14 protein-coding genes are annotated in these 13,639 nt (G+C 72.4%); 7 read left to right on the top strand and 7 right to left on the bottom strand.

The annotated features are described in order from the left end of the window. Positions 1-88: 88 nt before the first annotated feature. The gene (locus IG78_RS0105800; protein ID WP_031128344.1) at positions 89-1,414 is read right to left on the bottom strand and encodes an erythromycin esterase family protein; all 1,326 of its coding nucleotides are present in this window, start codon (positions 1,412-1,414) and stop codon (positions 89-91) included. Positions 1,415-1,620: 206 nt separating this feature from the next. On the opposite strand from IG78_RS0105800, the gene IG78_RS0105805 reads away from it, so the two are divergent. From IG78_RS0105805 to IG78_RS0105815, 3 genes are all read left to right on the top strand, one after another. After that, positions 1,621-2,385: an SDR family oxidoreductase gene (locus tag IG78_RS0105805; protein WP_030560199.1), complete on the top strand. Its 765-nt coding sequence runs from the start codon at positions 1,621-1,623 to the stop codon at positions 2,383-2,385. A gap of 104 nt (positions 2,386-2,489) precedes the next feature. After that, a complete protein-coding gene (locus tag IG78_RS0105810) occupies positions 2,490-4,103 on the top strand; it encodes a class I adenylate-forming enzyme family protein (protein WP_051852420.1) in 1,614 nt (537 codons plus the stop codon). Between the two features lie 77 nt (positions 4,104-4,180). Next, positions 4,181-4,774: a TetR/AcrR family transcriptional regulator gene (locus tag IG78_RS0105815; protein ID WP_030560201.1), complete on the top strand. Its 594-nt coding sequence runs from the start codon at positions 4,181-4,183 to the stop codon at positions 4,772-4,774. Between the two features lie 28 nt (positions 4,775-4,802). Here IG78_RS0105815 and IG78_RS0105820 read toward each other — a convergent pair whose 3' ends face one another. The 3 genes from IG78_RS0105820 to IG78_RS0105835 form a co-directional block, all read right to left on the bottom strand. Further along, positions 4,803-6,017: an acyl-CoA dehydrogenase family protein gene (locus IG78_RS0105820; protein ID WP_030560202.1), complete on the bottom strand. Its 1,215-nt coding sequence runs from the start codon at positions 6,015-6,017 to the stop codon at positions 4,803-4,805. Between the two features lie 15 nt (positions 6,018-6,032). Next, the gene (locus IG78_RS0105825) at positions 6,033-7,085 is read right to left on the bottom strand and encodes a phosphotransferase family protein (protein WP_030560203.1); all 1,053 of its coding nucleotides are present in this window, start codon (positions 7,083-7,085) and stop codon (positions 6,033-6,035) included. Between the two features lie 301 nt (positions 7,086-7,386). Then, entirely contained in the window at positions 7,387-7,683 is a 297-nt protein-coding gene (locus IG78_RS0105835; RefSeq protein ID WP_030560204.1) for a hypothetical protein, read from the bottom strand. Positions 7,684-7,850: 167 nt separating this feature from the next. Between IG78_RS0105835 and IG78_RS0105840 the strand changes: the two genes are divergently transcribed. Then, complete coding sequence (locus IG78_RS0105840; protein WP_030560205.1) at positions 7,851-8,786, top strand: NADP-dependent oxidoreductase; 936 nt, start codon at positions 7,851-7,853, stop codon at positions 8,784-8,786. 118 nt (positions 8,787-8,904) lie between these two features. Further along, complete coding sequence (locus IG78_RS0105845) at positions 8,905-9,213, top strand: hypothetical protein (RefSeq protein ID WP_030560206.1); 309 nt, start codon at positions 8,905-8,907, stop codon at positions 9,211-9,213. A 65-nt stretch (positions 9,214-9,278) separates the two neighbouring features. On the opposite strand, the gene IG78_RS0105850 is transcribed toward IG78_RS0105845, so the two are convergent. The 3 genes from IG78_RS0105850 to IG78_RS0105860 form a co-directional block, all read right to left on the bottom strand. Beyond that, positions 9,279-9,602, bottom strand: coding sequence for a DUF202 domain-containing protein (locus IG78_RS0105850; protein ID WP_225881950.1), 324 nt, complete (start codon positions 9,600-9,602; stop codon positions 9,279-9,281). Continuing rightward, positions 9,599-9,991, bottom strand: coding sequence for a YidH family protein (locus tag IG78_RS0105855; protein WP_030560209.1), 393 nt, complete (start codon positions 9,989-9,991; stop codon positions 9,599-9,601). The genes IG78_RS0105850 and IG78_RS0105855 overlap by 4 nt, the downstream gene beginning before the upstream one ends. Positions 9,992-10,083: 92 nt before the next feature. After that, positions 10,084-10,653: an NUDIX hydrolase gene (locus IG78_RS0105860; protein WP_051852403.1), complete on the bottom strand. Its 570-nt coding sequence runs from the start codon at positions 10,651-10,653 to the stop codon at positions 10,084-10,086. Positions 10,654-10,775: 122 nt separating this feature from the next. On the opposite strand from IG78_RS0105860, the gene IG78_RS0105865 reads away from it, so the two are divergent. After that, entirely contained in the window at positions 10,776-12,431 is a 1,656-nt protein-coding gene (locus IG78_RS0105865) for an FAD-binding dehydrogenase (RefSeq protein WP_030560212.1), read from the top strand. 204 nt (positions 12,432-12,635) lie between these two features. Then, positions 12,636-13,598, top strand: a complete 963-nt coding sequence (locus IG78_RS0105870) for a hypothetical protein (RefSeq protein WP_030560213.1) — start codon at positions 12,636-12,638, stop codon at positions 13,596-13,598. Positions 13,599-13,639 lie beyond the last annotated feature (41 nt).

Raw genomic sequence — 13,639 nt, forward strand, 5'->3', positions numbered from 1 at the left:
CCGCATGGTCCTGCCGGGAGGCGGCGCTGACCAGACGCGCGGCGGAACACGCGGGAGACCCGGCACCCGACCCGCTGCGGGGCGGGCGCTACCGCACCCGGTGTGCCGCCGTGGTCTTGTGCAGATGGATGAGGATGTCGTGGGTGGCGCCGAGCCGGATGCCGTGCGGGCCGTCGGGGTAGGCGGTGCCGATGCTGCGGGTCGGGCGCTTCTTGCCCAGCCACTTCCGCGCGGCCGCGGGGGCGGTGCGCGTGTCCACGTAGTAGTTGTCGTGGGACACCTTGTCGAGGGTGTACTCGTTCATGCCGCGCGTGGCCGCGCCGACCGTGCGCGGCTTGTACACCTCGTCGTCGGTGTTCGTCGCCATGAAGGAGCCCCGGGCGAAGGTGAATCCGATGCTTCGGTACTTCGTGCCGAAGGTGTCGCGCAGGAAGGCGCCCTGCATCCGCGGATAGCGCGGGTCGTAGGACTCGTACCCGAGATGGGCGTTGTGCGCCGACACCAGGACCTTGTCGCCGGTCTGCCGGTGCCACCACGCGGTGTTCTCCGCCATGATCCGGTCGCGGTAGAGCATCGCGCCGCTCTGCCCCTGCGGGGTCGCGGTGTCGAAGGCGTAGATGTCCGCCGTCTGCAGGATGGACCGTGCGTGCTGGAGGGTCCAGGCGTACGTGGTGTCGTGCCCGTCCGGCCGCACCTTCTTGACCAGGTCGTACGCGGCCCGGGCGTTCTTCGCGAGGCGGGCGCGCTCGGCGAGGGGCAGGGCCATGTAGGCGTCGCCGTCGGACACCTTCCTGATCGGCCGGTACAGGGACGTGATCCGGCCGAGGAGCGCGGGCTCGTTGCGGCGTACATGGTCGGTCACCGCGTCGAACAGCTCGGCGCCGATGGCCGGGTGATTGAGGTCGTTGCCCATGAACCGCACCGGGTCGTCCGGGTGCCGTTCGTTGTACTGGCGCATCCAGGTGAGCAGCCGGATGTACTCCTCGGTGTACCAGGGGCCCTTCGCCAGTTCGCGGCGGGCCAGCTCCCGTACGTCGCCCTTGCCGCCGCGGACGTAGGCGTCGAAGCGCAGGCCGGTGGTCCAACTGGTCTCCAGGGCGAAGGTCCGAAATCCCTTCTCCTCGACGAGATGGCGGAAGAGGCGGTCCTTCATGCTGAAGAACTCGTGCGTGCCGTGCGTGGCCTCGCCGAGCCCCACGACATCGGCGGCACCCACCATGCGGTCCAGCGGCCGCAGATCCTTCGTGGAGCCACCGGGCCCTGTGGTGCGCAGCGGGTGCGCGGCGCTCTCGATGGCCCGCACCGGATCGTCCGCGCGCGGAGCCGCCTGCGCCACCCCCGGCGCGGTGAGCGTGCCCGCTCCGATCGCCGTGACCAGTACCAAAGAGGCCCGCAGGGGGGCGGTCCTTGCCATGTGTGTCCTCCTGGGATCGTGTTTCCCTCGCGAAGATCACGATCCCGTGCGGCGGGCCGTCGCCGCCATCGTGGAGGCACCCCGACGCGTGGTGGGGCCTGCTCCACCACGGAGGTGCGCCCGCCGGTGCGCAGCCCCCTTCCGCGACGACATACCGACTGGTTAGTCTGCTGTCGATACGTGATCGAGGCCGAAGGAGACCGCCCGTGGAGAGCCTGCAGGGCAAGGGAGTCGTCGTCACCGGTGCGGGCGGCGGGATCGGGGCCGAACTGGCCCGCCGCTTCGCCGCGGCCGGGGCCCGTGTCGTCGTCAACGACCTGGACGCCCCGAGAGCCGCGGCGGTCGCCGACGAGGTGGGCGGCGTGGCCGTGCCGGGCGACGCCTCCGCGATCGTCGCCGACGCCCTCGCCGCGCTCGACGGCACCGTGGACGTGTACTGCGCCAACGCTGGCCTCGCGTCCGCCGGCACGGAGGCGGCGGCCGAGCAGGTGTGGGCCGACGCCTGGGACGTGAACGTGATGGCGCACGTCCGGGCCGCGCACGCGCTGCTGCCCGACTGGCTGGAGCGCGGCGAGGGCCGGTTCGTGTCCACGGTGTCCGCGGCGGGCCTGCTCACCATGGTGGGCGCGGCCCCGTACAGCGTCACCAAGCACGGCGCGTACGCCTTCGCCGAATGGCTCTCGCTGACCTACCGGCACCGCGGCCTCAAGGTGCACGCGATCTGCCCGCAGGGCGTCCGCACGGCGATGCTCACGGCCGCGGGCTCCGCCGGCGAGCTGGTGCTCGCCCCCACCGCGATCGAGCCCGAGGACGTCGTCGACGCGCTGTTCGCCGGGATGGCCGAGGACCGCTTCCTGATCCTGCCGCACCCCGATGTCGCCGAGTACTACCGGGCACGGGCCACGGAACCCGACACCTGGCTGCTGAACATGAACCACATCCAGCAGAAGTGGGAGGCGTCCGAGCAGTGAGCCACCCCCCGACCGCCGAGGGCGCCCTCCCCGAGCACCCCGGCCCCGCCGCCACCGCGACCACTTCTTCCTCCCGCTACGCGGCCAAGCCCTGGCTCGGGCTCCTGAACGACGCCCAGCGCGCCCCCGTCGCCCCCGCCGCGTCCGTCGTGCACGCCTTCCGCGCCGCCGTCGTCGGCGCGCCCGACCGCACCGCGCTCGCCTACTTCGACGGCCGCCTCAGCTACCGCGAGGTCGACGCCCTCAGCGACTCCGTCGCCGGGCACCTCGCCGGCCGCGGCCTCGTGCGCGGCGACCGCGTCGCGATCGTCCTGCAGAACACCCCGCACTTCGTGATCGCGCTGCTCGGCGCCTGGAAGGCCGGCGCCACCGTCGTGCCCGTCAACCCCATGTACAAGTCGGCCGAGACCCGGCACCTGCTCACCGACGCCGACGTGACCGCGCTGATCTGCGCCGACCAGGCCTGGGAGACCCATCTGCGGGACACTGCCGCGGGCACCGGCGTGCGCATCGTCCTCACCACCTGCCAACTGGACCTCCAGTCCCGTAACGACCCGCGCGTCCTCGGCTTCGAACGGCTGCCGCAGGCCGCGGACGCCGACGACCTGGTGACCGTCGCCCGGCAGGGGCTCCCCGCCCCCGGCGGCCGCGAACCGGGCCCGGCGGACACCGCGCTGATCAGCTACACCTCGGGGACCAGCGGCACCCCCAAGGGCGCCACGAACACCCACGGCAACATCACCTACAACGCCGAGCGGCAGCGCGCCGGATCCGGCATCCCCGAAGGCTCCTGCTACTTCGCCCTCGCCCCGCTCTTCCACATCACCGGCATGGTCGCCCAACTGGCCGCCTGCCTGACGAACGCGGGCACGCTCGCCCTCACGTACCGCTTCGAGGCGGGCGTCGTCCTCGACGCCTTCGCCGAGCACCGCCCCGCCTACACCGTCGGACCCGCCACCGCCTTCATGGCCCTGGCCGCCCACCCGGGGGCCACGCGCGCCCACTTCGACTCCTTCGTGCTGATCTCCTGCGGCGGCGCGCCGCTGCCGCCCGCGCTCGTGGAGAAGTTCCGCGCGGGCTTCGGCCCCTACCTCCACAACGGCTACGGCCTGACCGAGTGCACCGCGCCCTGCGCCTCGGTGCCGCCCGGCCGCACCGCGCCCGTCGACCCGGACTCCGGGACGCTCGCGGTCGGCGTGCCGGGGCCCGACACCGTCGTCCGCGTCCTCGACGAACACGGCGCGGAGGTGCCCTTCGGCACGCCCGGCGAGATCGTGGTGCGCGGCCCGCAGGTCGTACCCGGCTACTGGAAACGGCCCGACGCCACCGCGGCCACCTTCCCCGGCGGCGAGCTGCGCACCGGCGACATCGGCTTCATGGACGCCGACGGCTGGCTGTACGTCGTCGACCGCAAGAAGGACATGATCAACGCCTCCGGGTTCAAGGTCTGGCCGCGCGAGGTCGAGGACGTCCTGTACACGCATCCGGCGGTGCGCGAGGCCGCCGTCGTCGGCGTGCCCGACGCCTACCGCGGGGAGAGCGTCAAGGCGTACGTGAGCCTGCGCGCCGGTACGGAAGCCGACGCGGGTGAACTCGTCGCGTACTGCAGGGAGCGGCTCGCCGCGTACAAGTACCCACGCGTGGTGGAGGTCCTGACGGAACTGCCGAAGACGACAAGTGGGAAGATCCTCCGGCGGGAACTGCGTTCTCGCTCATGAAGCAGACTCGCGGGTCCGACCCGAGAGATCCGACCCGGAAGAGCTGAGGACCATGGAACGGAAGGCAGGTGGCGGCAGTGGCCAGAACGACGGACGGTGACGGCACGCCCGTCCCGCAGCGGCTGCTCGCCGCCGCCACCCGGCTCTTCGCCGACCGCGGCTACGACCGTACGTCCGTGCAGGAGATCGTCGAGGCGGCAGGCGTCACCAAGGGCGCCCTGTACCACTACTTCGGGTCCAAGGACGACCTGCTGCACGAGGTGTACGCGCGGCTGCTTCGCGTACAGCAGGAGCGGCTCGACGCGTTCGCCGACGCGGACGAGCCGGTGGAGCGGCGGCTGCGGGACGCGGCGGCCGACGTCGTCGTCACGACCATCGCGCACCTCGACGACGCCTCGATCTTCTTCCGCTCCATGCACCACCTCAGCCCGGAGAAGCACAAGCAGGTGCGGGCGGAGCGGCGGCGCTACCACGAGCGGTTCCGCGCCCTGATCGAGGAGGGCCAGGAGGCCGGGGTCTTCTCCACGGCCACCCCGGCGGACCTGGTGGTGGACTACCACTTCGGCTCCGTCCACCACCTGTCCACGTGGTACCGCCCCGACGGGCCCCTGACGCCCCAGGAGGTCGCGGACCAGCTCGCGGACCTGCTGCTGCGCGCGCTGCGCCCCTAGAGCCGCCCCCGGGCCGCCCCCGGCCTCGTCAGACGTACTTCTTCAGCTCCCGCCGCGCCAGGGAGCGCTGGTGCACCTCGTCGGGGCCGTCGGCGAGGCGCAGCGTACGGGCCGCCGCCCACAGCTCCGCCAGCGGGAAGTCCTGGCTCACACCGCCCGCGCCGTGCAACTGGACGGCCTGGTCGAGGATGCCGACCACGGTCCGCGGGGTGGCGATCTTGATGGCCTGGATCTCGGTGTGCGCCCCCTTGTTGCCCACCGTGTCCATCAGCCACGCGGTCTTCAGGACGAGCAGGCGCACCTGCTCCACCGCGACCCGGGCGTCCGCGATCCACTCCTGGACCACGCCCTGCCGGGCCAGCGGCTTGCCGAACGCGGTGCGCTCCACGGCCCGGCGGCACATCAGCTCGATGGCCCGCTCGGCCATGCCGATCAGCCGCATGCAGTGGTGGATCCGGCCGGGACCCAGGCGCGCCTGGGCGATGGCGAAGCCGCCGCCCTCCTCGCCGACGAGGTTGCTCACGGGCACCCGCGCCTGGTCGAAGACCACCTCCGCGTGGCCGCCGTGGGAGTGGTCCTCGTACCCGTACACCCGCATGGCGCGGCGCACTTCGACGCCGGGGGCGTCGCGCGGGACGAGCACCATCGACTGCTGGCGGCGGATGTCGGGGCCTTCGGGGTCGGTCTTTCCCATGACGATGAAGACCTTGCAGTCGGGGTTCATCGCCCCGGAGATGTACCACTTGCGGCCGCTGACGACGTACTCGTCGCCCTCGCGCCGGATGTGCGTGGTGATGTTCGTGGCGTCGGAGGAGGCCACATCGGGCTCCGTCATGGCGAACGCCGAGCGGATCTCACCCGCGAGCAGCGGCTCCAGCCACTGCTTCTGCTGCTCGTCGGTGCCGAACTGGGCGAGCACCTCCATGTTGCCGGTGTCCGGCGCCGCGCAGTTGACGGCGGTCGGCGCCAAGTGCGGGCTGCGGCCGGTGATTTCGGCGAGCGGCGCGTACTGGAGGTTGGTCAGGCCCGCACCGTGCCGGGCGTCGGGCAGGAAGAGGTTCCACAGCCCCTGGCGGCGCGCCTCGGCCTTCAGCTCCCCGACGACGGCGGGCGTGTCCCACGGCGAGGCGAGCGCGGCGCGCTGTTCCTCGGCCACCCGCTCGGCGGGCAGGACGTGCTCGTCCATGAAGGTGAGCAGCCTCGCGCGCAGTTCCTCGGTGCGGGTGTCGTAACCGAAATCCATGGTGTCCGGGTCCTCTCAGCCTTCGTTCAGGGTGGTCAGGCCGCGCTCGATGAAGACGGGCACGAGATCGCCGATGCGGTCGAAGCCCGCGCCGACCGTCTGGCCGAGCGTGTAGCGGTAGTGGATGCCCTCCAGGATCACGGCGAGCTTGAACCAGGCGAAGGCCGTGTACCAGGAGACGGCGGAGACGTCACGGCCGGAGCGGGCCGCGTAGCGCTCGATCAGCTCGGCGGGGTCGGGGTGCCCCGCCGCGCTCGCCGTGGTGCTGACCGGCGACTCGGGCACCTCCAGCTCGACGCTGTACATCACGAGCAGGCCCAGATCGGTGAGCGGGTCGCCGAGCGTGGACATCTCCCAGTCCAGGACCGCGGTGATGTGATCAGCGCTGCCGGTGCCGCCGGAGGTGTCAAGGAGGACGTTGTCCAGGCGGTAGTCGCCGTGCACCACGGTGGGGGCGGGCGAAGGGGGCAGCGCCCTGCCGAGGGCCGCGTGCAGCTCCTCGACGCCCGGCAGGTCGCGTCCGCGCGACGCGGCCAACTGCTTGCCCCAGCGGCGCAGTTGCCGGTCGAGGAACCCCTCGGGCCGGCCGAAGTCCCCGAGCCCCACCGCCGCCGGGTCCACGGCGTGCAGGTCCACCAGCGTATCGACGAGACCGAGCACGGCGGCGCGGGTGCGCTCGGGGCCGAGCGGCGCGAGCTGGGCGGCCGTGCGGTACGGCGTGCCCGCCACGAACTCCATCACGTAGAACGGGGCGCCGAGCACCTCGTCGTCCTCACACAGGAGCACCGTGCGCGGCACCGGCACGGCCGTCGGGTGCAGCGCGCTGATCACCCGGTGCTCGCGCTTCATGTCGTGCGCGGTGGCGAGGACATGACCGAGCGGCGGGCGCCGCACCACCCAGTGCCCGGTGCCGTCCGAGACGGCGTACGTGAGGTTGGACCGGCCGCCCTCGATCAGCCGACCCGTGAGCGGACCCGCGGCGAGGAGGCCGGGCCGCTCCCGGTCGAGGTGGGCGCGCAGTCGGTCGAGGTCGAGGCCGGGCGGGCCCGGGGGGCGGTCTGGGCTCATCAGTGGGTCGCTCCTGATCGTGAACGGCGGACGGCGGACGGCGGACGGTGAACGGTGAACGGTGAGCGGTGCTTTCGGCGCGTTGCCGTTCATGATGCCGACCAGTCGGTATGTCGTCCAGAGGGTCCGCGTCGAACGTGATCAGGATCGCGGGGGTGCGCATGGGCGGGCGCCCGGCCGGGGAAGGGGGACCGGGCGCCTCTGGGGGGATGGTTCAGTCGGCCGTGGGCCTGGTGGGCCTGGTGGGCCGGTGGGTCTAGCGGGCCTGGTGGGACTAGCGGGTCTAACGGTCGTCGCGGGTCTAGTGGTCGTCCCAGTGGCCGTCGTGCTCGGCGTGCCGGTGGCCGTCGTGCACATAGTCGAGGTGGTCCCCGTGCGGCACGGCGCGGTGGCCGCAGTCCTCGCCGTGCCGGTGGTCGTGCCCCTCGTGGGCCACGTGCGCGGCGGGCTCGCACTCGTCGTAGTGGCCCTCGTGCGCGCGGTGCAGATGGCCGTCGTGCGCGTAGTCGACGTGGTCGCCGTGCGGGACCTCCGGGTGCCCGCAGCCCGGGCTGTGGGCATGCTCGTGCGCCGGGTGTTCCTGGTGAAGCGTGGTCATGGCGTACACCTTCTGTGCGGGAACCCTCTCCGGACGTGCCGGTGCGACCGCCGCGGGCCGTGCCGGTGTGACTCTCTCAGGCTAGTACTCGATGCCGCTTTGATCCCGTTATGAAAGTGTTTCGCATGCATCCGTGACTCCGCAAGGCGATCCGATGGGGCGACTCGATGAAGGCGATCAGCTACCAGGCGTACGGCGGGCCCGAGGTCCTCGAGTACGGCGATGTGCGCGACCCGAAGGTCGGCCCCGACTCCGTCCTGGTGAAGGTGCGGGCCACCGCCCTCAACCCCGTCGACCACAAGTGCCGCGAGGGACATCTCGACCAGGCCCTGGACGCCGTCTTCCCGGTGATCCCGTGCTGGGACGTGGCCGGGGTGGTGGTGCAGCCGGGTGTGGCCGCACCGGAGTTCGCCGTCGGTGACGAGGTCATCGGCTACGTACGTGAGGACTTCCTGTCGCGCGGCACACTCGCCGAGTACGTGGCGGCGCCCGTGCGCACGCTCGCGCGCAAGCCCCGCAATCTGTCCTTCGCCGAGGCCGCGGGGGTGCCCCTGGCCGGGCTCACCGCCTACCAGGTGATCGTCAAGGTCCTCGCCGTCACCGAGGGCGACACCGTGCTCGTGCACGCCGCCGCGGGCGGGGTCGGCTCCTTCGCCGTGCAGCTCGCCCGGCACGTGGGCGCCCGGGTCATCGGCACCGCGAGCGAGCGCAACCACGCCTACCTGCGGGATCTCGGCGCGGAGCCGGTCGAGTACGGGGACGGGCTCGCCGGACGCGTGGCCGCGCTCGCCCCCGGCGGCGTCGACGCCGCCTTCGACACGATCGGCGGTGCGACGCTCAAGACCTCGGCCGACCTCCTCGCCGCCGACGGCCGCCTCGCCTCCGTCGCGGACGGCGCCGTCGTGGGCCTCGGCGGCCAGTACTGCTTCGTGCGCCCCGACGCCGAGGACCTGACCCGCCTCACCGAACTCGCCGAGCAGGGCGTCCTCACCGTGAACGTCCAGGAGACGTTCCCCCTCGACCGCGCGGCGGACGCCTTCCGCCTGATCGAGCAGGGCCGCACCCGGGGGAAGATCGTGGTGACGGTGGACTGGGCGGAGTAGGACGGGCCCTCACGCCGGTCAGGGCTGACCCGGCCGTCACGGTCGTCACAGGCGACCCTGGACGCGGCCGCACCTGGGACGAGCACGCTCCCGCGGTGTACGGCATAGGGTTCCGGTGATGACAGCATCCCTGACGTGCAAAAAGGTTGCTTGCCTCGAAGCGGGCGCCGCCGTCTACACCTGGGAGACCGCGGAAGGAGCCACCGGGAACGTTCTGATCGACCCGGAGGCATCGGTCGCCCGCCCGTGCACGGCGGAGGGACATCCTCTCGGCGCCATGCTCCTCGACAAAAGCGTCGGGAACGTGGAGAACCCCGACCCGGACCCGGGAATCCGGCGCGCTTTCCTGATGGCCGCCTCGGTGATCTTCCAGGAGCGGGAGCGGCAGGGACACCTGCCTGACACGATCACGCGCACCTACTGGTAGGCGCGGGTTCGCCGTCCGAGAGGCCGGGTCCTTGGCGGGCCCGGCCTCTCGTCGTGTGCGCCGCCTCAGGTGAAGAGCATCCCCATGGCGCACACCGCGAGGGCCGTGGTGCCTAGGGCCGCGGCCACGGCGACGCGTGGTCCGAGGGGGCGGGGGCGGGCCGTGCTGAGTGCCGTCATCCTGCGGTGCGCGACGGCCAGGACGCCCAGCCACAGCAGCAGACAGAGCGCACACATGACGGCGTCCGCCGCCGACGCGCCGTCGTGCAGCACCGCCCGCACCCCGAGCGCCGTGGCCACCGTGCACGCGAGCGTTGTACGCCGCCACGCGAGGCGGGTCCGCTCCGGCTGAAGCCCAGGGTCCCGCGGCACGGCCTGTGCCACGCTCACCCCTCCCACCCGAACACCACGATCACCACCATGGCGAGCGCGACCACCGCCACCAGCGCTCCGAGCAGAGCCGGGAAGCGCGACGCGGGCAGGTCCTCGCCGCGCCGCATGGCCCGCTCGCAGCGCACCCAGTGGTTGACCGCGCGCAGCGCGCAGAGCACCCCCGCGACGAGCAGGGCGAGCGCGAGGCCGACGCGCACCCCCCAGCGCAGGTCGGGCAGGAACTGGTCCACGGCGAACCCGCCGCCGATCAGGGCCAGCGCGGTGCGCAGCCAGGCGAGGAAGGTGCGCTCGTTGGCGAGCGAGAAACGGTAGTCGGGCGTCTCGCCCTCCTCGCGGAGCCGCCCGGGGGCGAACCACAGTTGCAGGCTCTGTACGAAGGTGATCACTCTTGCACGATAGGCGTACCTTCCGCCCGGGGCTCCCGGACCCCATGTCGGCGCTCCGCCCCGGACCCGTATCGTCGCTCCGCGCCTCGCCCTCAATCGCCGGACGGGCTCACATGAGCCCGCAGGGCCCGTAGGCGGTCGTACGCGGCCAGGCCGTCCGGCACCCATTCCCATTCGCCCACGCGGGCGGCCAGCTCCCCGTCGGTGAGGAAGTCGTGCCAGGCGACCTCCTCGGCCTGCGGGGTCACCGGCTGCGCGCACCGCACCTCGTACACCGCCGACCACCAGGTGCGGCCGCCGCCGTCGTCGTACAGGAATTTGAACAGCGGCACCGGACGGGGGAGGCCCGTCACCCCGAGTTCCTCCTCGGCCTCGCGCAGCGCCGCGTCGTCGTAGGACTCGCCCGCCGCGACGACGCCGCCGACAAACATGTCGTACAGGGAGGGGAAGACCAGCTTCGTCGGGGTACGGCGGTGCACGAACACGCGGCCCTCGGCGTCGCGGGCCTCGATGAACACACAGCGGTGCCGAAGGCCGCGGGCGTAGACCTCGCCGCGCGGCACCTGCTCCACCACGGTGTCGTGCTCGTCGACGACATCCAGGATCTCGTCCGCCGGGTCGCCCGCCAGGTCGCCCCGGCCCGCGGAAACATCTGCGCTCATTCCGCCATCCAACCGTACGGCCCCGCCGGGAAGGTTGACTGCGCTCTCCGCCCGACCCAGGATCTGACCCACCGGTAACCACCCCCCGCCCGGCAGCGGCAGCACACCCTCGGAGGAGCCCCATGGCCTACGACGCAGACGTCATCGTGATCGGCGCGGGCCTCGCGGGGCTCACGGCGACCGCCGAGCTCGTCGACGCGGGCCGCCGGGTGATCCTCGTCGACCAGGAACCGGAACAGAGCCTCGGCGGCCAGGCACACTGGTCCTTCGGCGGCCTGTTCTTCGTGAACTCCCCGGAGCAGCGCCGCCTGCGCATCAAGGACCACCGGGAGCTGGCCCTCCAGGACTGGCTGGGCACGGCCGGGTTCGACCGCGAGGAGGACCACTGGCCGCGCAAGTGGGCCGAGGCGTACGTCGACTTCGCGGCCGGCGAGAAGCGGTCCTGGCTGCACGGCCAGGGCGTGCGGTTCTTCCCCGTGGTCGGCTGGGCCGAGCGCGGCGGCTACGACGCCCAGGGCCACGGCAACTCGGTACCCCGCTTCCACATCACCTGGGGCACGGGCCCCGGCCTCCTCGCCCCCTTCGTCCGCCGCGTCAAGGAGGGGGCGGACCGGGGCCTGGTCCAGTTCAAGTTCCGCCACCGGGTCACGGGTCTCACCCGCACCGGCGGCGTCGTGGACACCGTCACCGGCGAGGTCCTCGAACCCTCCGGCGTCGAGCGGGGCAAGGCCAGCAGCCGCGAGGTGACGGGCTCCTTCGAGTTCCGCGCCCAGGCCGTGATCGTCACCTCCGGCGGCATCGGCGGCAACCACGACCTGGTCCGCGCCAATTGGCCGCAGCGCCTCGGGAGCCCGCCGGAGAAGATGATCTCCGGGGTGCCCGCACACGTCGACGGCCTCATGCTCGGCATCGCCGAACGCACCGGCGGGCACCTGATCAACCGCGACCGCATGTGGCACTACACCGAAGGCATCGAGAACTGGGCCCCGATCTGGGACAAGCACGGCATCCGCATCCTGCCGGGACCGTCCTCGCTGTGGCTGGACGCCCGCGGCAACCGCCTGCCCGTACCGCTGTTCCCCGGCTTCGACACCCTCGGCACGCTCAGCCACATCATGGGCACCGGGTACGACCACACCTGGTTCGTGCTCAACCAGCGCATCATCGGCAAGGAGTTCACGCTCTCCGGCTCCGAGCAGAACCCCGACCTGACCGGCCGGTCCGTGCGCGGCGTGGTCGAACGGGCGCGGGCCGACGTACCGGGACCGGTCAAGGCGTTCATGGACCACGGCGTCGACTTCGTCGTCGAACGGGACCTCGGCGCCCTGGTGCGCGGCATGAACGCCCTCACCAAGGAACCCCTCATCGACGAGGCGCTTCTGCACCGCACCATCGCCGCGCGCGACCGCGAGATCGTCAACCCGTACACCAAGGACCTCCAGGTCAACGCCATCCGCGGGGCCCGCAAGTTCATCGGCGACCGGCTCGTGCGCACGGTCGCGCCGCATCCGGTCCTCGACCCCAAGGCAGGACCGCTCATCGCCGTCCGGCTGAACATCCTCACCCGCAAGACCCTGGGCGGCCTGGAGACCGACCTGTCCTCGCGCGTCCTCCAGGAGGGCGGCGACCCGCTGCCGGGGGTGTACGCCGCCGGGGAGGCCGCGGGGTTCGGCGGCGGGGGAGTGCACGGCTACCGGTCCCTGGAGGGGACGTTCCTCGGCGGCTGTCTGTTCTCGGGTCGCGCCGCCGGGCGGGCGGCGGCGAAGTCGGTCGGATAGGGCCAAGTCGGGTTCCCGGTACGGAGGTTGACGGGCGTCGCGTCCGTACCGGCCGAACCGAAGGGCGAACAAACGGACGAAGAACCGCTGGTAAGGGGCTGGGCAAGGTTTCAACAATGACGGAGTCTTGACGCGGAGAGTCACCTACCGGTTGGCTGTGCGTGATCACACGCTCGCCCAACGCGTCGGGGAGGACGTCCCGCGGTGTCTCCACCTCCGCCCCCGCCGCTCGGCCGCTCCCGAAAGAAGGCCGCGCACGGCTTCGACGCCGCCCTCGACGACGCCGAACTCGTCGCCGCCCGCGCCGCGCTCGCGCAGGGACGCTGGACCGAGGTACGCGCGCTGCTCGCCGACACCGGCGACGACTGGGACCGCAGGGGCCACCGCTGCGACGTGCTCGGCCGCGAGCCCACCACCGCGGCCTGGGCCCGGGACTGGCGGATCACGGAGCCGGAGAGCGCCGACGCCGTGGTCCTGCTCGCCTTCGCCGCCGTGCACCGGGTGCTGCGCGGCAAGGGACGCTCCGAGAAGGCCCGCGCCGCCTGCCGCGAGGCGGCCGCCCTGGCCCCCGCCGACCCCACCCCCTGGCTCGCGCTGATGCTCCTGGAGCGCTCGCTCGGCCACGAGGAGGACGTCGTACGCCTCTTCGACGAGGTACGTCACCGGCACCCCGAGCACCACCACGCGCACCACCTGATGGTCGCCCGGCTCGCCGAACGGCGGCCCGGCGCCGGCCAGGACCCGCTCCACGAGGTCTACGACTTCGCCTCCTGGGCGGCCGAACAGGCCCCCGACCACTCCCCGTTGGCCGTGCTCCCGGTGATCGCGCACACCGAGCGCTACCGCGTGCTCGCCACCGCGGGCACCGAGAACAGGGACCCGGTGGCCTCGGGGCACTGGTCGACGCGGCGGGCCAGGCAGGTGATGAAGGCTTCCTTCGACTGGTGGCTGGAGTGGGAGATGCCGCACGAGTCGGTGCACCCGCGCGCTTTCGTCGACCTCAACTTCCTCGCACACGCCACGTTCTGCGAGGGGCGGGCGGCCGAGGCCGCCGCGCTGTTCCACCGCATCGGCCGGTACCCGACCGAAGTCCCCTGGTCGTATCCGGACCGCGACCCGCACCAGGCCTACTACGCCGCGCGCGGCGCGGCACTCGGCAAGGCCTGAGAGACCAAACGGCCCCCTGACGGGCGGAGAGGATCACCGCA

Source organism: Streptomyces aureocirculatus (assembly GCF_000720475.1).
GTDB classification, from domain to species: Bacteria; Actinomycetota; Actinomycetes; order Streptomycetales; family Streptomycetaceae; genus Streptomyces; species Streptomyces aureocirculatus.

What these genes read in the sequence shown, in the direction of transcription:
- IG78_RS0105800 (WP_031128344.1), bottom strand. Translation starts at nt 1,414, where the DNA reads ATGGCAAGGACCGCCCCCCTGCGGGCCTCTTTGGTACTGGTCACGGCG.
- IG78_RS0105820 (WP_030560202.1), bottom strand. Translation starts at nt 6,017, where the DNA reads ATGGATTTCGGTTACGACACCCGCACCGAGGAACTGCGCGCGAGGCTG.
- IG78_RS0105825 (WP_030560203.1), bottom strand. Translation starts at nt 7,085, where the DNA reads ATGAGCCCAGACCGCCCCCCGGGCCCGCCCGGCCTCGACCTCGACCGA.
- IG78_RS0105835 (WP_030560204.1), bottom strand. Translation starts at nt 7,683, where the DNA reads ATGACCACGCTTCACCAGGAACACCCGGCGCACGAGCATGCCCACAGC.
- IG78_RS0105840 (WP_030560205.1), top strand. Translation starts at nt 7,851, where the DNA reads ATGAAGGCGATCAGCTACCAGGCGTACGGCGGGCCCGAGGTCCTCGAG.
- IG78_RS0105845 (WP_030560206.1), top strand. Translation starts at nt 8,905, where the DNA reads ATGACAGCATCCCTGACGTGCAAAAAGGTTGCTTGCCTCGAAGCGGGC.
- IG78_RS0105860 (WP_051852403.1), bottom strand. Translation starts at nt 10,653, where the DNA reads ATGAGCGCAGATGTTTCCGCGGGCCGGGGCGACCTGGCGGGCGACCCG.
- IG78_RS0105865 (WP_030560212.1), top strand. Translation starts at nt 10,776, where the DNA reads ATGGCCTACGACGCAGACGTCATCGTGATCGGCGCGGGCCTCGCGGGG.